17 protein-coding genes are annotated in these 18994 nt (G+C 57.7%); 3 read left to right on the top strand and 14 right to left on the bottom strand.

All coding sequences use genetic code 11. From position 1 onward, the window contains the following. Genes B2952_RS06085 through B2952_RS06075 form a run of 3 tightly spaced genes read right to left on the bottom strand, consistent with a single transcriptional unit; the run spans position 1 to position 3343 of the window. Positions 1–1653, bottom strand: a complete 1653-nt coding sequence (locus B2952_RS06085; RefSeq protein WP_290735326.1) for an NAD(P)/FAD-dependent oxidoreductase — start codon at positions 1651–1653, stop codon at positions 1–3. Between the two features lies 1 nt (position 1654). Further along, entirely contained in the window at positions 1655–2104 is a 450-nt protein-coding gene (locus tag B2952_RS06080; RefSeq protein ID WP_290735323.1) for a GtrA family protein, read from the bottom strand. Between the two features lie 30 nt (positions 2105–2134). Further along, complete coding sequence (locus B2952_RS06075; protein ID WP_290735321.1) at positions 2135–3343, bottom strand: M18 family aminopeptidase; 1209 nt, start codon at positions 3341–3343, stop codon at positions 2135–2137. Positions 3344–3425: 82 nt separating this feature from the next. Here B2952_RS06075 and B2952_RS06070 point away from each other — a divergent pair, with 82 nt between their 5' ends. Next, positions 3426–4433: an MlaD family protein gene (locus B2952_RS06070; RefSeq protein WP_290735318.1), complete on the top strand. Its 1008-nt coding sequence runs from the start codon at positions 3426–3428 to the stop codon at positions 4431–4433. Beyond that, a complete protein-coding gene (locus B2952_RS06065) occupies positions 4427–5197 on the top strand; it encodes a hypothetical protein (protein ID WP_290735315.1) in 771 nt (256 codons plus the stop codon). Before B2952_RS06070 ends, B2952_RS06065 begins: the two co-directional genes overlap by 7 nt. A gap of 65 nt (positions 5198–5262) precedes the next feature. Here the strand turns inward: B2952_RS06065 and B2952_RS06060 are convergent, their stop codons facing one another. The 10 genes from B2952_RS06060 to B2952_RS06015 all read right to left on the bottom strand — a co-directional run bounded on the left by B2952_RS06060 (position 5263) and on the right by B2952_RS06015 (position 16450). Further along, a complete protein-coding gene (locus B2952_RS06060) occupies positions 5263–6105 on the bottom strand; it encodes a hypothetical protein (protein WP_290735312.1) in 843 nt (280 codons plus the stop codon). A gap of 9 nt (positions 6106–6114) precedes the next feature. Further along, the gene (gene pyrF / locus B2952_RS06055; protein WP_290729492.1) at positions 6115–7002 is read right to left on the bottom strand and encodes an orotidine-5'-phosphate decarboxylase; all 888 of its coding nucleotides are present in this window, start codon (positions 7000–7002) and stop codon (positions 6115–6117) included. Beyond that, positions 7002–8234, bottom strand: a complete 1233-nt coding sequence (locus tag B2952_RS06050; RefSeq protein ID WP_290735309.1) for a TrmH family RNA methyltransferase — start codon at positions 8232–8234, stop codon at positions 7002–7004. Before B2952_RS06050 ends, pyrF begins: the two co-directional genes overlap by 1 nt. Beyond that, complete coding sequence (dxs, locus tag B2952_RS06045) at positions 8231–10102, bottom strand: 1-deoxy-D-xylulose-5-phosphate synthase (protein ID WP_290729498.1); 1872 nt, start codon at positions 10100–10102, stop codon at positions 8231–8233. The genes B2952_RS06050 and dxs overlap by 4 nt, the downstream gene beginning before the upstream one ends. After that, positions 10102–10989, bottom strand: coding sequence for a polyprenyl synthetase family protein (locus B2952_RS06040; RefSeq protein WP_173381743.1), 888 nt, complete (start codon positions 10987–10989; stop codon positions 10102–10104). Before B2952_RS06040 ends, dxs begins: the two co-directional genes overlap by 1 nt. 103 nt (positions 10990–11092) lie before the next feature. Continuing rightward, the gene (locus B2952_RS06035; protein ID WP_173381744.1) at positions 11093–12748 is read right to left on the bottom strand and encodes a hypothetical protein; all 1656 of its coding nucleotides are present in this window, start codon (positions 12746–12748) and stop codon (positions 11093–11095) included. Then, entirely contained in the window at positions 12745–13581 is an 837-nt protein-coding gene (locus B2952_RS06030) for a TIGR02147 family protein (RefSeq protein ID WP_173381745.1), read from the bottom strand. The genes B2952_RS06035 and B2952_RS06030 overlap by 4 nt, the downstream gene beginning before the upstream one ends. A 101-nt stretch (positions 13582–13682) precedes the next feature. Continuing rightward, positions 13683–14054 (bottom strand): hypothetical protein, encoded by a 372-nt coding sequence (locus B2952_RS06025; RefSeq protein WP_290735306.1) that lies wholly within the window; start codon positions 14052–14054, stop codon positions 13683–13685. Between the two features lie 3 nt (positions 14055–14057). Further along, the gene (locus B2952_RS06020) at positions 14058–15389 is read right to left on the bottom strand and encodes a GGDEF domain-containing protein (protein WP_173365610.1); all 1332 of its coding nucleotides are present in this window, start codon (positions 15387–15389) and stop codon (positions 14058–14060) included. Positions 15390–15448: 59 nt separating this feature from the next. Further along, entirely contained in the window at positions 15449–16450 is a 1002-nt protein-coding gene (locus tag B2952_RS06015) for a GDSL-type esterase/lipase family protein (protein ID WP_290729509.1), read from the bottom strand. Positions 16451–16572: 122 nt separating this feature from the next. Here B2952_RS06015 and B2952_RS06010 point away from each other — a divergent pair, with 122 nt between their 5' ends. Next, positions 16573–17046: a c-type cytochrome gene (locus B2952_RS06010; RefSeq protein ID WP_173365612.1), complete on the top strand. Its 474-nt coding sequence runs from the start codon at positions 16573–16575 to the stop codon at positions 17044–17046. 21 nt (positions 17047–17067) lie between these two features. Here B2952_RS06010 and B2952_RS06005 read toward each other — a convergent pair whose 3' ends face one another. After that, complete coding sequence (locus tag B2952_RS06005) at positions 17068–18948, bottom strand: hypothetical protein (RefSeq protein ID WP_290725489.1); 1881 nt, start codon at positions 18946–18948, stop codon at positions 17068–17070. Positions 18949–18994 lie beyond the last annotated feature (46 nt).

Below are 18994 nucleotides of genomic sequence, written 5' to 3'. Positions count from 1 at the left end.
CTACGACTTCTTGCCTTCGTGGTATTCTTCTTCGCTGTTCACGTTCCAGAGCGCGGTCTTGTCAGCGGAGTTCTCGCGGATGCACTTCACGACTTCCATGGCGCTGAGCATGCTGTGGTCCATGTTGTTGTACTTGTGCATGCCGTTTCGGCCCATGAGGAACAGGTTCTCGATCGGGTCCACGTATTCACGGATCTTGTCGAACTCGCCGTAGGTGCCGAAGTAGGCGGGATACGCCTTCTTGATGTGGAACACCACGGAATCGCGCACGTCTTCGGGACGGGCGACATCGATCTTGTCGAGTTCGGCGATGGCAAACTTGATGAAGTCCTTGTCGGGCATGCGCCACATCTCGTCGCCCTCGGTGGCGAAGTATTCGAGGCCGATCCACACCTTCTCGGGGTCGGCCACCAGGTAGGGGCTCCAGTTGTTGAAGATCTGGATGCGGCCGAGCTTCACGTCGGATTCCTGCACGTAGATCCAGTTGTCGGCCACGAACTTGAGCTTGCTTTCGGGAGTGCCGGGCTTTGCCGGATTCTTGATGAGCAGCTTGTCGAGCAGGAGTCCCACGGTAATGAAGTCGCGGTACACGAGGCCATCGGCGACGCGCCTGACATCGGCAGGCACAGGAGTCTTTTCGCTATCCATCGCGGAGACGAGTTCCTTCACCGGCATCGTGCTGAGGAAATAGTCGCAGGCAACCGTTTCGTGCATGACGACGCCCGTGCCGTCCATACTTTCCACGACAACGCTTTCGACGCGCTTGCCGTCGGCGGTGCGGTTCACGCCCACCACCTTCTCGTTCATGCGAATTTCGCCACCCGCTTCCTTCACCTTCTCGGCAACTGTTTCCCACAGCTGGCCGGGCCCGAATTTCGGATAAAGGAACTGCCCGATGAGGCTCGTCTCGGTATCCTTCTGGCGGATGTCCGCTCCGTTCGCGGCCCCCGCGGCCGGCTTTTTCTTGCCGGCGAAAATCTGCTTCACGGCGTGCACCACGGTCTTCGTGATGGAAAGTCCCTTGATGCGCTGGCCACCCCAGTCGGGGCTGATCTTGCTGCACGGCACGCCCCACACCTTCTCGGTGTAGTCGCGGAAGAACGTGCGGTAGAGTTCCACGCCGAAGCGGTTGATCATGAAATCTTCGAGGCTCTTCTCCTTGCGGGCGGGCAAAAGCTGCACCTTGATGTAGCTCATGCCAATCTTGAACATGCGCCACAGCCCGAGGTTGCGGATGGTATCGCCGTTCAGGCTCACCGGATAATCGAAAAGCTTGCGGAGGAAAAGGATTCGGCTGAGGCGGCTGCGGCAGAGCATCACGTAGTCCGTCTTCTCGGGATCGGGGCCTCCGGCAACCAGAGGCACGCTGCGCCCGATGGCGATATCGTCCTTCGAGGCGACACCCTGCAGCGGCAGAATTCCCTGCCACCAGTCCATCACGGTATCGCTCTTGCTGAAGAAGCGGTGGCCACCGATGTCCATGCGGTTGCCATTGTAACGAGCCGTCCGCGAGATGCCGCCGATGACATCCTCGGATTCAAATATCACGGGCTTCACGTCCGTGGTACGCAACAACTCCAGTGCCGCCGTAAGTCCCGCAGGACCGGCGCCCGCAATTACAGCAACTTTCTTCGATTCGTTCTCCTGAGCCATTTTACACATCCTTCTTCTTTTTAAAAAGCAAAAGCTTTCGCGCCCCAAAATTCCACATCAGCACGAGAACCGCGGCGACCATCTTGGACACCATCTCGTTCAGCGAAAGCCCATCGACCATCAGGTACATGAGCAGCTGGTTGATGCCGACTCCCGCGATTCCCACCAGGGCAAACAGGACAAACTCGGCAACCTTCTGCTTTTCGAGCGTCCGCTCGCATGCGGTAAACACCCACACGATGCTCATGGTATAGTTGAGCACAAGCCCCGCCACAAGTCCCACGAGGTTCGCGAGCAGGTAATGCCATTCGCAGACATAAAGGCAAAGCGCGAACAGCCCGAAATCCACTACAAAGGCAAGCCCTCCCGTCACCAGGTAACGGAGGAACTGTCCCAGCAAGGACTTGCGAGGGAACCGGTCTCGTAGCGATTTTATCTTATCAGCAATCACGCGTCTGCAAATATAATTAAGCCAAAAAGACTAGGCCAAGATTTCGCAGCCATACAAGGCAGAAACCAGGCCAATCATGCTCTCGTGATCCTTTACCGCAGTCATTTCGCGGATACTGTGCATGCTGAGCATGGGCTCCCCGACATCGACCGTCGGGATTCCGAGCGCAGAAGAAACGGTGGGCCCGACGGTGGAGCCGCAGGGCATGTCGTTACGCATCACGAATGTCTGGTACGGGACTTTCGCCTCCTTGCAGAGCATCTTGAACCGTGCATTCGAAAAAACATCGCTCGCATAACGTTTTTGCGAATTTGTCTTCAATACAATTCCCTCTCCTAGAATCGGGGCGTGGTTCTGCTCGTGCTTCTGCGTAAAGTTCGGATGTTCGGCATGCGCCATGTCGATCGAAAGGGCAAGGCTAGACGCAAGCGCCCTATTCAAGGAGACATCCGGCGCAACCTCTTCCAGGACGCTCCTGAGGAAATTCCCGCCAGCTCCTTCGCGCGTCTCGGAGCCGACCTCCTCGTTGTTGAAGAACGCGGCCACCAGATAATCCTTCCTTGGCACGGGGGCGTTCGCCATCGCAAGTGCAACCGCATGGCAACTACTCAGGTTGTCGAGCCTGCCGGAGTATATCCATTCATTATCGAGCCCGCCCAGCCGTGCAGGCTGCGCATCGAAGAACTGCACGTCGAAATCGAGCAGCTCCGCACCTTCGGGCAGTCCCCCTTTCAGTGCGTCCACAAACCTCACTCCCTCGCGGCTTGTCCACAGCGCATTCAGGTCCGTCTGCGGATTTACCTTCAGGCCGTCCTGGTTCACGCCGCGGTTCAGGTGGACCGCCAGTTGAGGAATGCGGACAAGTTTGTCTGAACGGAACACCTTCGTCTCGATTTTTCCGCGAACCCCGTACGCCAGAATTCCGGCGTATCCCAGATCGCGGTCGAGCCAGCTCGTATAAATCGGGCTCCCGTAGATTTCGGGATGGAGTGTCTGGATACCCGCCGAGCGCACATCCGGGTTCGGGGTCACCTTGAGCGCCGGGAAATCGGTATGGGCAAGCGCAACCCTGAACTTCGAGTCCGCACAGGCTTCTTGGGGTTCCCGGACAGCGACGAGCGCACCGCCACGTTCCCAGACTTTCAGTCCCCCAGCCTTGGATTGCGACAAGAGCGCCCTGATTCCCTCAACCGTATGGTAAGGGGTGACCGATCCGTCCAGAAAATCCAGAAATTCCATAAAAACCTCTCTTTTCCCTGCAAAATAAAAAACACGAAACCGCCTTTGCACACTGAAAATAAATATTTATATATTTCGCAGTATGATATTCAAGCCCGTCAAACAAATCAACTGGATGGAACTCTCCGGCCTCCTGGTCGGCGTGTTCTTTACCGTTGCAGTTACGATTTTCGGGATTGTCCTCTATACGAAGCTCTTTGCCAGCGGCATGATCGGCGTCGAAGAATACAGCCTCCACAGCACTTTCGAAAAGGCGCTCGGCCTCCGACCCGGCACCCGCGTCCAGATCAACGGCGTCGACGTCGGCCAGATTTCGGATATGGAAATCGAAGGCGACGGCGTCCATATGGAATTCGTCATCCGCAAGCAGTTCCAGAGCTGGATTACCGACAGCGCACAGGTCTACGCCATCCGCGACCAGAACCTGATCTCGGCACGCGTCATCAACATCGACGTCAAGAAGGGCAGGGGCCGAATTCTCGACGACGGCGACTACATCACCCCGGGCAAGGCTCAGGATATCGAGACCGTACTCGAAACCACGAACGAACTCCTGGGTCGCGTCAACGAGCTTATCGATGCGGCGGACACGCTTGTCGCCATGGCAATGGACACGGGAACGACCGTCGGCGCACTCTTCGGTTCGCGCACCCTCTACGACAACCTGAACATGCAGTTGCACCGCCTCAACGACATTACGCTTGCCGGAAAGTCAGCCCTCTTCAAGACTTCCAGCCTGCTCGACACGCTGCACAGCGACATCCCCGGACTCTTGCACAAGGTCGACGGGATTACGGACGACGTATCCGGAATGATGAACGAACTCAAGCCCCTGCCCGGCAAGGTCGACCAGCTCATGGGCAACGTCGACGGCCTGATGGGCAACATCGACAACACGATGGGCAAGGTGGACGGCCTGCTTAAGGAAGTGGGCCAGGTGACCACCGGGCTTTCGGATTTCATGGAATCGACCGAACAGACCTTGCAGAACGCCGACGACCTCATGACCGGCATTTCGAACATGTGGATTATCCGCAGGAACATGCCTAGCAAGGATTCCGTACCGTTCATGGTGGAGACGCTATGGTAATTCGCAAGTTCGGCATCGCAGCGCTACTTTCGCTCGCAACGCTTGCAAGCGCATCGGAATCGGGCATTCTCTCGTCCCGCGCGCAGCGTTCCCTCGATGCAGGCAAGATAGCCAAGAGCTACGGCCAGCTCGAACGCGCATTGCTCGCCAGCCGCAAGGAATCGGACCTCCGGGCCGAAGCCCGCGTGCTGATGGCCATGGCACAAATCCGCACCATGAGCCTCGACTTCGCGTTTGCCGATTCGCTGCTCGCCCAGGTGCGCGAGGAAGTTCTCGACAAGACCTCGAAAATCCTGTTCCTCCAAGGGAAAGCGGCACTCGCAAATGCGCAGGGCAAGTTCGACGAAGCCCTCGGACTCTGCAGGTCCGCAGACCCCAACTCGTTAAAGAAGGTGGACGACCCGCTGCAGGCGGCGTTCTACTCCGAATGCGCCATCGCGCAGGCAGCAGAACGCAGGAGCGAAGACGCAGACGAATCGCTCAAGATGGTCGGGAAGCGTTCCGACAAGAAGGGCGGATTCTACGCCTGGACCGCGGCGCGCATGGCAGACCTTTCGGGCAAGGGAACCGCGGATTCGCTCTACAGGGAAGCCGAGAAGAAGTCCATCCGCGGCAACATCCCTTACATGACCGCGACTATCCTCTACCACCGTTCGCAGCTCAAGAGCACTCCGGCAAAGGAAGCCGAGGACCTCAAGCTCCGCTGCAAGAACGCGTTCGAACTGATGGGCCTCCCGAACAACGCAAAGCGCTGCGGGGAATAGACCTCTTTTTCTTTTCAAGGCAAAATGCGCCGGTTAAGCCGACGCATTTTTCATTTCCACATTTTTTAATTCGCTACGGGAGCCGCCGCCGAATCCGGCTGGGCTATCACGGAATCCGCCGGGGCTTCCTTCGGTTCTTCCACCTTCTTCAGCGAAAGCAGGTGGTGGAACGCATACGGCGGAGGCAACTTTCCATCGGCAAACGCATCGATAGTATTCTTCACGTCGTTGTACTTGGTGGAATCTGCCCCAGTCTTCGAGCCGACGCCACGGTATCCCAGCACACGGAAAGTCTTGTTGTAGAAGCTTTCGCGGAACTTCTTGAAGCGGGGCTGCATCACGTCGTTCAGGATCATTTCGAGCGCGGTCTCCGTCTGTTCCGCATCGAGTTCGAACGTGCGGTACATGAGGCGGATATGCTGGGGAATCGTCGTATCGGGACTGTCGAAGTAAGGGCGCATCACGTCGGCCGCGGCACGCGGGTTAGGGAAGGGCCCCTTCGAGAGGCGAAGCGAGAACCCGACCGCAAGGCGCCACTGTTCCGGAAAGTTCTTGATTGCACGGCGCATCACGATAAAGTCCGTGGTGTCCTGCGTATCGATCGGAGTGATGCTACCGACAAAGTAATACGGCGTGTAGAAGAGGCTGTCGAGTTCGGTGCAGAGGTTCGCCACATGGCTCAGGTGGTTGTACTCCTTGCCCGAAAGGAAGCTCTCGCCCAGGTCCGTAAGCCCCTTGATCCAGAGGAGCCCCGCGACGGAGGCGTCATTCCCAGCGGCGACATACTTCACGTACGAAGCCTTCGGCAAGAAGGATTCATCGAAATGCGCGTTCGGGAGCGGCTTCGCCAGGTTGAAGGCGAGCGCGATAACCGCTACGGCAAGAACGATGCATGCAACGAACCGCATAGGCCTTCCCTATAGCGCGCAGGCCTCGGCCAGTTTTTCGAGAGCGTCGATACAGTCGTTCGCGAAATTCGACGGCGTGTTGTTGCGCTGCCATGCAAAATTGAGACCGCTCGAACTGTTGAGCACGTGGAACTTGCGCTTGCCGCCGCCGTTCGCGATTGCGGTAAGCACGGTCTTCGCGTCGCCGCCCTGTCCTCCCGGCACTCCCGGAATCGAGACGCCCGGAATCAGGAACGGGATTTCGTGCTTCTTCGCGACCGTGTAGGCGGTAATCTGTTCGAGTTCCTCGGGATGCGTCGCACCGACGACTGCACCCAGGTACCCGAGACTTCCGTCCCATTCCATAATCTTGTCGGCAACGGAGTAGAACGCCTGCGCATTGTCGCGCGGGTCATCGCTGCGGACGACCGTCATGTCCTGAAAATCGTGAGCACCCTTGTTGCTCGTGCGGAGCAGCACGTAGGCGCCATTTTCGGAGTTCTCGCGGATGAACGGGCCGACAGAATCGGCACCCATCCACGGCGAAACCGTCACGGCATCTGCCTTGTACACGTCGTAGGCGGCAGTCGCATACGCGGCACTCGACTTGCCGATGTCGCCGCGCTTTGCATCCAGAATAACGGGAATGCCCGCGCTCCTGTAGTCGGCAATCAGCTGCTGCAGCACAAGCATCGCCTGCACGCTCACGCATTCGTAGTAGGCGCTGTTGGGTTTCACCACGGCGGGCTGCACGTTACGGCGCAATGCGCATTCCAGAATGTCGGAATAGAAGCGCTTGATCTTCTCTTCGGCACTGCCTTCGAGCGGGATAAGCTTCAAGACCGGGTCCATGCCGAGGCATACCGGGTTCCCGCACTTCGCGATTCTCTGTTCGAGAAGTTCGTGGAAATTCGCCATTACTTGAGTTCCTCCTGGATCTGCGCGGCTTCGTAGCTGAGGATTCCGTGCGCCACGGAAACATTCAAGGATTCAAGTTCGCTGCTCATCGGGATCTTCACCGTCTCGTCGGCAAGCTCGATGAAATACGGATTGGTGCCTGCGCCCTCGTTCCCCACGAGGAAGGCCATCTTGCGGAGCTTGTGCTTCGGAATTTCCTTCAGGCTCTGCTTTGCGTGCAGGTCCGTCGCAATGATGGTATAGCCCTTGCTGCGCAGGAAGTTGATGTGGTCCACGAGGTCGATATCGAATTCGAAGGGAACGCGCAGGAACGTGCCCGAGGAGCCGCGGACCACCTTCGGGTTGAACGGGCTCACCGTACCGCGGCCGAGCACCATGCCGTTGGAACCGAAACCGAGACTCGTACGAAAAAGCGTCCCGAGGTTGCCCGGATCCTGCACGGCGTCAACGAGCGTGAGCACGCTGCGGCTCGCCTCGTAGACGGGCTTGGTGTTCGCGATGCGGCAATGGGCGATAATCCCCTGCGGAGTAACCGTCGAGGAAAGCTGTTTCATCTGTTCCGGCGTGAGCACGTGGAGCGTGACTTCGGCGTCGTTGATTTTTTCGATGAGGTTCTCGTCCTCGAATCCTTCGACGACATACACGGCAATCACAATTTCGCGATGACGGGAGACAAGTTCGTCAACGACATGCACGCCTTCGCCAAGGAAGCGGCCTTCGCGTTCGCGGCCCTTCTCGGTCGTAATGGCCAGGAGCTTGCGGAACCAGGGCGGATTCGCCTCGGAAGACGCAGTCTGTTCCGCCTGGGCGGCGCGAGTCTCCAATACGGATTCGTCGATATTCTCGTCGACAAGGTCGGCCTTCTGTTCGGGACGCTGACGGTACACGGGAGCACCCATGTCGCCAGAAGCGCGGAACGGACGGGAGTCGCGGTCGAAGCGCTTCTTGAAGGGGCGATCCCCGAAGCTGCGGGGACGGCGTTCGCGGCTGAAGCGGCCTTCGCCATCTTCACGGCGGCGTCCGTCTTCGCGCAAACCGCGCGGGCGGTCGCCTCGGAATCCCGGACGGTCGGAGCCCTTGAATACAGGGCGTTCTTCCCTGCGGAACGGGCGGTCGCCGGCATCCGTGCGGGAATCGTCGTCACGGCGGGGGCGACGTTCGTCTCTTTTTTCGCTAACTCCGAACTTGCGGTTCAAAGTCGTTCTCACTGTGCGCTTGTTTTCTTCGCTCATAATTTTTCCATCAGCTGTCTGGCGACAGATTCGCCATCGATTTTAAGTAGTTTGTACAATTCCTTAATTTCGCCCTGTTCCACAAAACGATCCGGCAAGCCAAAGCGGAACACCTTCTTGTCCGTATAGCCGAGATCCTCGAGCAGGTCCGACACGGCAGAACCGTAGCCGCCGATTCGGGTATTGTCCTCGAGCGTGACGATGACCTTGTGGTTTTCGAACAGGCCCCGATAAGATTGCGTATCAAGCGGCTTTATAAGGCGCGCATCCACAAGCGTCGGGCTGTATCCGTTCTGCTTCAGGATTTCTGCCGTCTTCTTGAGTTCGTTTGTCATGAATCCCGCACCGAGCAGCAAGATATCCTTCCCCTGCTCGATGACCTTCGGGAGTTTCGCGTCAAAAGGCTTGTCGCTTACCGGGGCAAGGGATTCGGCAAGCGCCGTGCCACGCGGATAGCGGATGGCAACCGGGCCTTCCATGTCGATGGAGGCCGTTATCATGTCGCGGAGCTCGTTCTCGTCGCTCGGAGCCATGATGGTAAGGCCAGGCACGGTACGCAGGAACGAAAGGTCGAATGCGCCATGGTGCGTGGGGCCGTCGGCTCCGACAAGCCCTGCGCGGTCGAGGACGAAAACGACATGCAGGTTCTGGAGCGCCACGTCGTGCATAATCTGGTCGTAGGCACGCTGCATGAAGCTCGAATAAATTGCCACGACGGGAACAACGCCATCGCAGGCGAGCCCCGCGGCAAAAGTAACCGCATGCTCTTCGGCGATGCCCACATCGATGACACGGTCGGGCAGTTCCTTCGCGACAATATCCATGCCGCAGCCAGTCGGCATCGCGGCCGTAATGCCCATGATGCGGTCGTCCTTCTTCGCAAGTTCCAAAAGCGTCTTGCCGAACACGCTTGTCAGCGAGGGATTCGGGCTGCCCGGCGAAAGCGGAAGTCCGCTCTCGGGATCGAACGGGCCCGTACCGTGGAACTTCGTCGGATTCTTCTCGGCAGCGTTGAGGCCGCGGCCCTTCTCGGTAAGCACGTGCACAATGCAGGGACCGGGCTGGTTCTTGACCCTCTGAAGGATCATGATAAGTTCGTTGATATCGTGGCCGTCGATCGGGCCAAAGTAGCGGACGCCCAGGTCCTCGAAGAACGTTCCGGGCTTCACCGCATTCTTCGCGGCCGTTTCCACCTGCAGGAACAAATCACGGAAACGGCTGCCGAGCACACCCGGAAGCCTCTTCATCAGGCGGTCCAGGTCCGAACGCATCTTGTTGTAGACCGGGTCCGATATAACGCGGTTCAGGTACTTGCTGAACCCGCCCACGTTCGGCGCGATGCTCATCTTGTTATCGTTCAAGATGATGGTCATGTTCTGCTTCGAGACGCCCGCATTGTTCAGGGCCTCGTAGGCCATACCGCCAGTCATGGAGCCGTCACCGATGACCGCCACCACGTTGTTCTTGCGGTTGAAATGGTTACGGGCAACCGCAAAACCGAGCGCCGCCGAAATGGAGGTGGTCGCATGCCCCGCGCCAAAGCAGTCGTATTCGCTTTCGCAGCGCTTCAAGAACCCGGAGATGCCGCCCTGTTGACGGAGCGTGTCGAACCGGTCGTAGCGACCCGTCAGAAGCTTGTGCACGTAAGCCTGGTGTCCCACGTCCCAGACAATCTTGTCGTCCGGGGCGTTGAACACGTAATGGAGCGCAAGCGTGAGCTCCACGACGCCAAGGCTAGACGCAAGATGCCCGCCATGCTTCGAGACCTGCCCGATGATGGTTTCGCGGACCTGCGATGCAAGCCGGTTCAATTCGTCCAAGGAGCAGTGCTTGATGTCCTCGGGAGACTTTACGTCTTTCAATTCCATTACTTAACCCGTGTAATGATGAAGGCGGCAATCGCGCGGAGGATGGAGGTGTCGCAGTCCAACCTATCCAAGGCAAGGAGAGATTCTTCGTAGAGTTCGTGCGCACGCTCGCGGGACTTTTCGAGTCCGACCAGCGAAGGATAAGTCGCCTTGCCCTTCTCGATGTCGGAACCGGCATCCTTGCCCAGTTCCTCGGTCGTAGAAACAATGTCCAGGATGTCGTCCACAATCTGGAAGGCAAGCCCGATGGAGCGTCCGTAATCGCGGATAGCTTCGATAGATTTCTTGTCGGCGCCAGCCAGCATCGCACCCACCTGGAGCGAAGCCTCGATAAGGGCAGCCGTCTTGTGGTAATGGATGTAGTCCACAATTTCGAGGTCGACCGTCTTGCCTTCGCATTCGATATCGGTCATCTCGCCGCCGATCATGCCGTAGGTACCGAGCAGGTGGGCAAGCAGCTCTATCGCCTGGGCATCGCCCGTCTTGCCCATCAGTTCGAAAGCCTGCACGCACAGGGCGTCTCCCGCCATGACGGCAGTCGCCTCCCCGAACTTCTTGTGGTTCGTGAGCTTTCCGCGACGGTAGTCGTCATTATCGACACAGGGCAGGTCGTCGTGGATGAGGCTAAAGGTGTGGAGCATCTCGAGCGCAGATGTCGCAAGCCAGATTTTCTCGCCCTTGCCGCCGAACATGTCGAACGTCGCCTTTGCAAGGCCCGGACGCAAGCGTTTCCCACCAGCAAACATGGAATAACGCATAGCCTCGTGCAGGCGGCACGGGCGGTCACTTACGGGGGGAAGGTGTTCGTCAAATTTCGCTTCCGCTTCCTTGGCAATGCGGGCAAGATAGTCCTGCGCTATAGCAGATTCTTTTTCAAGATTTTCCATAATCCAAAGATACTTAAATTCGCGTTTACAAACAATGGCGGCATTGTTCAAATATCAAATAAAAAAGCCCCCAGCAGGGGCTTTTCGGACATTTTCATGTGCGTTAGAACAGTGCGCCGTAGAGAATCACGTCGTCGATGTAGAACTCGGAACCGTCCTGCACGAAGATGTGGAACTGCTTGACCCAGCTCTTGACGCCGCTCCACGAGGTGAAGCAAGTTTCCGTTGCCGCGGCACCCACGCAGAGTTCTGCCGGGTTCACGCTGATGCGCTTCCAGTCCTTGGAGAGCGGGATCCATTCAGTCGCGGCCTTCAGGTTCTTGCTATCATCGATATAGTTCTCGAGCGAAAGCCTGATGTTGCCGTTGCCCTTCGCGTAGAACACCACGGAATCGATTTCGGAGAGATTCATGTAGTGTTCGAAAGACGTTCCGACAAGGGCCCATGCGTAATCGTCGTTGGCAAGCTTGTATGTACCGTGGAACACCTTCGACTTGCGGGTCGAATCGTAGACGATACCTTCCGCCACATTGTTGGCCGGCTTGATTTCGGTACCCTTCTTGAGGAGGTCGATATTCAGGTACCAGCCTTCGCCATCCTTCTCGAAATCCTGCAGCACCTTCACCGGGTTCAGGAACTGCGTACTGCTGGGTTCGACGGAGGTCTTCCATTCCGTGTAGAGGCTGTTCAGGCTGTCGGATGCGACGAAGTAGATGGAAAGCGAATCGTCGGCAGGCACGTTCGGGAGTACGTAGGCACCCACATCGTTAGTCTTCACAAGCATGTCGAGGCCACGCACGCCCACCCACAGGAAATCAGTCGTAGAGCGGAGCGTTACCTTGCTCGAAATGGAAGCGGTTGCAGAAAGCCTGATAGTGTCGAGATCGGGAAGATCTTCCGCATCGAAGACTTTCGAGAACGCGAAGCCATCCGAAACGACCGTCAGTCGGAAATCACCCTTCTTGGGCCATTCCATAGTGAACTTGCCGTTCGCATCGGTGCGGACATCCGAATCCACCACCATGCTCTGGACGGCGAATTCTTCGGCCATCGCATCCGCGGCACGGAGGGCGACCGTCGCATAGGCAGCGGGAGTACCGTCCTTCAGGAGCGCGACGATTTTCCCTTCATCGGGATCGGGAGCGCGATAATCCTTCAGCACGGATTCGCGGGGCTTCAGGTACAAGGTCTTTTCGTCCAGGGTCTTGTCGTAGTCCCCGTCAACGAAATAGAGGTGCAGCGAATCGTTCGCCGGGAGCGCGGACAACGCGAACCAGCCGTTCGAATCGGTCTTCACGAGCACGTCGGTACCGAGCACGCCCACCCAGACATTGGAACTGCCTTCGGGAACATCCACGACTCCAGCCATCAGGGCGGTCGCGAGGAGGTTCACCGTGTCGGGGGAAGCCTTGTCGTTCGATTCACTGAAATCGGCGCGGGTCACGACCTTGGAGAACGCGACTCCATCCGGATGGACCACCGTCAAGCGGTACTCGCCTTCCTCGGGAATCTTCACCTCGAAGGCGCCCTTCTCGTCTGCATAGCCGTCGGCCACCACGAGGGCGTTCTCCTCGACTGCCTGCGAAGCGCGGAAGTTGACCTTCCGGAGCGCGACAGACGCATAGGAAGCAGGCTTGCCGTCGATAAGCGCAAGTCCGTTCGTCGTCTCGCTGCCGGGACCTTTCGTAAATTCATCGGGCGCGGAAGAACAGAACCACCCCATAAGGGCGATCGGCATTAGAAGAAGCAACTTTTTCATTTTTCCTTCTCCTGTAGTTTCTTCGCAAATCCAATCGGGAACAGCTGGACATTCAGCTGGAAGACCGTATCGTCGCCATCGCCTTCCTGCGACATGCGCAGAAGCTCGCTGCGGAACTCCTTGATCTTTTCGCGGATGAGCGCGATGTCGTCCATGTTGAACGTCATCGTCACCGTGCTAATGTCCCTGAGGGGAGGCGCATGGCGTTCGAGGGATTCGCCGCCAAGGCGGATGGTTTCCTTCTGGAACGTGCGGACAGCCTCGGAGCGCCAGTTTCCACCGGTACTCACGAAGGTATCGTTCACCTTCCAGTATCCATCCCTATCCCTCGAAATCATGTTTAAATCATACAAAAGTTTTACGGCGCTCTTGGCCTCTTCCACCGTAATCGGGGGCGTACAGCTCTCCGCAAGGCCCTCGAAGTCGTCCTTGAACTTGCAGATGCCGATAATCGAGCGGATGGCGTTGCAATACCAGTTGCGGTAGAACTCGAGTTCCTTCTTCGCAAGCCTCTTGAGGGGGATTCCCTTCAGGATCTGCATCTTCTCGTAATGGTTCAGCGCCTCGGCATCCGTCTTCGCGCGGCCGAAGCAAACAAGTTCGGTCCAGTAGGCGGTCTCCTTCTCGTCGAGCCCGAAGAATTCCGCCATGGGCTTCACGAGAGAGAGCGTGAGGTGGATCTTTCCCTGGGATACGCGCAAAAGGTTGCCCGGGTCCGCCCCGAGCTTCATCGCCATGTAACGCCAGGAGATGACGCTCTTGCGCTGCTTGAAGTCGTCAAATGCGTCACGGATCCATTCGCGGTAGTCTGTATATTCAAAAATCGGCTTCACAAAAATATCCTCTGGAATCACCCCTCGGGGTGGCCCGCAAAGTCTTGTGGGCTAACAGATTAAAAATAAAACAGCGCAAGCCAAAAAGGTAGTATTAGGGGCTAGTCTCCGTTGTGAAATTTTACAACGACATTTTCGGCGCTAGGGCATGAGGCCGTCCAGCGGCACTCCGGGGATTCACGGGAAGCCGAAACCCCGCAAAAACCCTCAAATTCGAGGATACCGCCCTTAAGATCGTAGTTCACCAGGTAGTCCAGCACCTCGGACTTCGAGTCCAGGACCGCCCTCTCGCGCATCATTTTTGCGGTGACGGCAATCACACAGGCGTCCTTTTCCGGGTGGTTCTCGGCCTCCTCGGAGAGGGCGTTCCACGACAGCTGGATAGGCTTGAAATCGACCTCCGGCTCCTTGTGTGCGCACGAGGCGAGCAGAAGCGACAACGCCGCAAGGGCAAGGGAAAGACGCGTGCGCATAGGCTATCGGTTCTGGCGCTTGTAGGTCGCGCTCGTCACGCGGTTGCGGCCGCCTTCCTTGGAGGCATAGAGGGCCTTGTCGGCGCGTTCGAACAGCTTCTTGGGATCTTCGCCCGGAATCATCTCCGCAATGCCGAACGAGCACGTAATGGTCTGCTGCTTGATGAGCTGGGCCTTCTCGATGGCGATACGGAGCTTCTCGGCCAGGAACTGCGCGTTCTGGATGGGAGTGTCGCCGCAGAGGATGACGAATTCCTCGCCTCCCCAGCGCACCAGGCTGTCGCTGTTGCGGATCTTGCCCTGGATGAGCTTCGAGAGGTTCACGAGCACCTCGTCGCCCACGCTGTGGCCGTAGGTGTCGTTCACTTCCTTGAAATGGTCGATATCGAGCATCACGAACGAGACGGAGGAACCGTTCTTGTTGAGGTTTTCCTGTTCGCGCAAGAGCACACTGCCGAAACCGGCGCGGTTGAGGCAGCCAGTAAGCGGGTCGGTACGGCTGGACTTCTCGTATTCGCTCTTCTCGATTTCGAGAGCCTCGAGGTAGCGCTCCAGTTCTTCCTGGCGCTTCTTGTTCGCGGCGCGCTCGCGGTTGTAGTCGAAGAAGCGGATGACGAGGATGATAAGGAAGGTGACGAACCAGACCGCGACGATGATGGTCACAAGGTCGGCCCACGGGATCTTCTTGCCCTTGAAGCAGAGTCCGCGGATTTCGAGCGTGCCGTAGCCGAGCGGGGCGTTCGTGCCCGTCTGGATTTCGATAAGCGGGATGTTCGAGAGGTCGACGCGCGCCTTGTGGACGTTGATTTCGTTCTGGGCGACCCACCAGGACGCCACGCGGAATTCCTGCGGGACGAACACGGCGGGATAAGTCTCTTCGAGCGGGAAGAACTCGATTTCGTTGAACTTGAGCGAACCTTCGTCGCCCTCGCGGTAGAAGTCGGCATCGTAGCCGCGCAGGTAGAGGCGGACCGTTCCCTCGCCACGGGGCTTGATCCACACGAAGATGCTGTCGTATTTGGAGAAGTCGCGGCCCTTGGTCTTGCCATCGCCCAGGAGGATCTTCACGCCCGCATACGGGTAGGCGTAGCCTTCCTTGAGTTCGTAGTCGACAATGATGGAAGAATCCGTACGGGTAAGGGCGACCGCGGAAGCACCCCCGTCCGCGCTGTCCGTCTCGGGAATCACGTAGGCGTAATCAGAAAGGTTCAGGAACGTAATATCGTCCAAACCGTTCTTGTATGCGAACAGCGCAATGACCGTCGCAGCCAATAGGACGAAAATCAGGATGTTCATCCTGAATAGGGCGTATATTTTCTCCATGATTCTCGACATGTTCCTTCCTACCGATATACCTCCAAAAATAACATATTACGGATTCCTAAACCAGCCCGCTACCGCGAAAGCCACCCGCCAAGGCGCCCGACAAGGGGTCTGAGAGTGTTCGCGAGCTCCTTTTGCGACATTTCGCTCGGGTGACCGTGCAAGGCGGTATTCTCGGTGTAAACAAACTTATACACAATATCGTTCTTCCCCGCGGCCACCTGGTCGTTGTAGATGCTCTCGACAACGCCGCCCAGGTCGTCATTCGGCCACGTCTTCGTCGCGACGAGCAGGAACTTCACGCCGGGATGCAGGGCGCGGAGCTTATCCAGCAGTTTCGCATACGCTTCCTTGAACTTGCCCACGTCCGCATACGGGGGCTCGCCCTGGAAATCGTTGATGCCCACGAACACGACCACGACCTGCGGATGGAACTTCTCGAAATTCCAGCGTTCGGCATCCTTTTCCTGTTCGGGGGTGCCCATCATCGTGTATTCGTACAAATTCTCGAGCGTCCACTCGGGGACGATATTCGCATAGTTGCGCACGAGCCCGCGACCGCTCACGGCGTTTACCTGGTAATCGGCCTTGTAGCCTTCGGCAAGCAGGAAGGCGTAGCTCTTGCTCGCGTTCGTCTTCTCGAAGGGCGTGCCGTCTTCCGGCCCCTTGCCCTCGACCCCGTAGCCGACCGTAAAGGAATCGCCGATAAATTCGATGCGTCGGTTCCAGGACTTCGGTTTCGGCCCGAAGGAACCGCCCTTCCCGAGTTCGATGCCGCGGATGCAGATCTTGCCCGGATTGGATTCACTGACCTTGACGAGGCGGTAGGTGTGGGAAGCCTTGTCTTTCGGGGCCTTGAAGGAAAGTTTCCTGCGGTCGTTCACCGTCTCGTATTTCACCGCCTTGCCGTCGATTTCGAAAAGGAACCGGGCCTCGCCCTCGATGTCAAACGAAACTTCGGATGCCGTCGCGTTGAAGGAGACCGATGCCGCGGGGGCACTCGCACAAAGGCATTCTTCACTGACACTCCACCGCCCCTGCAAAAGCAGGGACTCTTCTTTGGGCATGGACATGGATTGCCCTCCATAGGCAAGGACGGACACAAAAAGGGCCGTCGGCAAAAACAACTTCACATTCATGGGGGACAAAGTAGCAAGTTCAGCCCCAGAGCCTGGGCGTTTTATATATTCTCTACATGCAAAAGCGCAGAAATGCATATGTTTTCATCGCGGCGGCCACCTTCTACGGGCTGCTCTCGGGCCTTGCCGCCGCGGGCGAGGCTGCGCCGGAAGGCGCCGGCGCCCCCCAGGTGGAGGCGCCCGCCCCCGGATCCCCCGGGGACACCCTCACCCGCGAGGATGCGCGCATGGCGTACCTCGTGTACAAGCTGCTCGACAAGAACGGCAAGATAAAGGGTGCAAACCTCAAGCGCGGCGCAAAGCTCTTTTACCAGAACTGCAGGCCATGCCACGGCGAAGACGGCAGGCGCGTAAACGTGAATCCCTCCGGGAAGCCCACCTACATAGGAGAGCGCGCACGCGAGGACATGCCCACGTTCTGGTACCAGATGAACTTCGGCGACGAAGAGCGCAACATGGAAGCCTACTACGACGAGATTTCGCTCGACGAGATGAAGGACATCGCGGGCTACGCGCAGACGCTTCCCTAGCGCGGGAGGCGCCGCGGGGGCCTAGATATTCTTCTGCAGGACCTTGATTTCCTGGATAAACGAAAGCGGAAGCGGAAGCATGGATTCGACTCCGCGTTCCTGGATATCGACATTGAGCGGCGCCCTTGCTAGGTGCAGCGCATGGACGGAGAAGACAATCTCGCGTTCCTTTTCCGCACGCTTGGCAGGATCCTTGACCTTTGCGGCCAGGAACGTCCCCGCCATCTTCGCATAGCGGAGCACCTTCACCAGGTCGAACGTATCCAGCTTCTGGTAGACGCTTCCGTACTTGGTCGAATTGAGCGCAGACTGGATAGACGCCTCGTCGATATCGTCCTTGAGTTCGTAGTCGGGCTTGCCCGCCTCGGGCCAGGCGATGGTGAAATCCTTGCGCCATTCTTCCGTAGGCGCGCGGTCGCGAACCTTCGCGGACAGATCCACGAACGGACAGTAACCGAAACTCTCGAGGATTTCAAAAGCCTTGTGTTCGAGTTTCGGGTTCAAGATAAAACCGTAGCCCGGGATGTATTCTTCCGTACATTCCATGAAATGCGGGAACCTGGCCAGTTCCGACAGGATCTTCAGGTCGTCAATCTTCAGCAGCCGGACCGTACTCACGCGGGCGCCATAGAACGAGGAGTTCCATTCCCGGAAAGTCGAGAGCACGTTCTCGGGCGGCTTGATCCAGTTGAAGAACTGCTCCATCTCGGATTCGTATATGCCGCTCTTCAGCCCCGCGAGGTAGCCTTCCTTGTCGATGTTGAAGCAGAGGAAGGATTCGTCGTTCTTTACGCGGGAGAGGCACGAGACAAGGAACAGCAGGTAGGGCGAAGTGTCCGTAGATACGACCATGTCGAAGTTCGGCAACATCGAGACATTCCCTTCGGGCTGCGGGACGACGGACGTTTCCATCCATTCCTTCCCCGCACCGCTTACCACAACGGCCGAGACCTTGCCCGACTGGAACTGGAACTTCACGAGCCCGAGAAGCCAGAGTTCACGGAGCGGACGCGGCAAGAAATCCCAGGCCAGGTGCTTGCTCGACTCGAGGACCCGGTAGGAGGGGTCCATGACCCAGAAGAGGTACGCCGCCTCGGACACGCTCCTTCCCTTGGCAAGCTCGTTCAGCAGCTGCCTGCAATGCACGGCATCGCCGCGGAAGCGCACATTCAGCCACCACGACAGGACATACTGACGGAGGCGGAATCCACTCGTCTTCAGGAACTCGGTCGCCTTCTCGGAGGGGTACAGGAGGGAGTTCTCCTGTTCGAGCCAGTCGTTCTGCGTGAGGAAATTGAAGATGAGCGAAAGCTCGTTCTCGGCGGCCTTTTCCGAAATCTTGGATGCAGCCGTAAACGCGCTCGTGCAAATCTGGAAGCTCCTCCTGTGGAGCGTACCGTTGGTGTTCACCCGCAGCTCACCCTTTTTGGCAAGCGAGAGCACCATGCAAATGTGCCAGTTCAGCAGGTTCCCGTAATCGACAAGATTGCGGTCGAGCCCGGCCGGTTCGTCCGCCTTTATCTCGAAGCACCTCGAAAAATCGCTGAAGCCCTGGTATACGGCCGCACCCGTAGAATTCGACCTCCAAATCAGGAAGTCCCTGCACATCGCAAGCAGGAACTTTCTCAGTTCCTTCTCCTTGCTCACGTGGACCGTCAGGCGGAGCTCATTGTAGGTAAGGCCCCTAGAGACGCTGTGGTAAATCAGGTTCAGTACGCGACGCTGCCACGGTTCCATCGCCGCAAATTTTTCGACGGCGCGGTTCTTGTCGCTAAAGAACGACATCACCTCGGACTGGATGAGCGCATTGTTCAGAAGCCCCTTTTTCCCATACGCCTTCGCATGGACATCGCGGAGCAGCGACTTGGACATGCCATCGAAATAACTAAAGAGATCTAGCATCAAAAAACCTAAACATCAAAGGAACACCCCTTCCCAAACACAACAT

Origin of the sequence: Fibrobacter sp. UBA7003, from assembly GCA_002449765.1 — a bacterium.
Classification (GTDB): Bacteria; Fibrobacterota; Fibrobacteria; order Fibrobacterales; family Fibrobacteraceae; genus Fibrobacter.
The sequence above is the reverse complement of the archived record's forward strand: the minus strand, read 5'-3'. Positions and strand labels throughout refer to the sequence as shown.

Coding starts and splice junctions, on each gene's coding strand:
- B2952_RS06010 (WP_173365612.1), top strand. CDS start 16,573: ATGCAAAAGCGCAGAAATGCATATGTTTTCATCGCGGCGGCCACCTTC.
- B2952_RS06015 (WP_290729509.1), bottom strand. CDS start 16,450: ATGTCCATGCCCAAAGAAGAGTCCCTGCTTTTGCAGGGGCGGTGGAGT.
- B2952_RS06065 (WP_290735315.1), top strand. CDS start 4,427: ATGGTAATTCGCAAGTTCGGCATCGCAGCGCTACTTTCGCTCGCAACG.
- B2952_RS06050 (WP_290735309.1), bottom strand. CDS start 8,234: ATGAGCGAAGAAAACAAGCGCACAGTGAGAACGACTTTGAACCGCAAG.
- B2952_RS06035 (WP_173381744.1), bottom strand. CDS start 12,748: ATGAAAAAGTTGCTTCTTCTAATGCCGATCGCCCTTATGGGGTGGTTC.
- pyrF (WP_290729492.1), bottom strand. CDS start 7,002: ATGGCGAATTTCCACGAACTTCTCGAACAGAGAATCGCGAAGTGCGGG.
- B2952_RS06085 (WP_290735326.1), bottom strand. CDS start 1,653: ATGGCTCAGGAGAACGAATCGAAGAAAGTTGCTGTAATTGCGGGCGCC.
- B2952_RS06060 (WP_290735312.1), bottom strand. CDS start 6,105: ATGCGGTTCGTTGCATGCATCGTTCTTGCCGTAGCGGTTATCGCGCTC.
- dxs (WP_290729498.1), bottom strand. CDS start 10,102: ATGGAATTGAAAGACGTAAAGTCTCCCGAGGACATCAAGCACTGCTCC.
- B2952_RS06040 (WP_173381743.1), bottom strand. CDS start 10,989: ATGGAAAATCTTGAAAAAGAATCTGCTATAGCGCAGGACTATCTTGCC.
- B2952_RS06005 (WP_290725489.1), bottom strand. CDS start 18,948: ATGCTAGATCTCTTTAGTTATTTCGATGGCATGTCCAAGTCGCTGCTC.
- B2952_RS06025 (WP_290735306.1), bottom strand. CDS start 14,054: ATGCGCACGCGTCTTTCCCTTGCCCTTGCGGCGTTGTCGCTTCTGCTC.
- B2952_RS06075 (WP_290735321.1), bottom strand. CDS start 3,343: ATGGAATTTCTGGATTTTCTGGACGGATCGGTCACCCCTTACCATACG.
- B2952_RS06070 (WP_290735318.1), top strand. CDS start 3,426: ATGATATTCAAGCCCGTCAAACAAATCAACTGGATGGAACTCTCCGGC.
- B2952_RS06020 (WP_173365610.1), bottom strand. CDS start 15,389: ATGTCGAGAATCATGGAGAAAATATACGCCCTATTCAGGATGAACATC.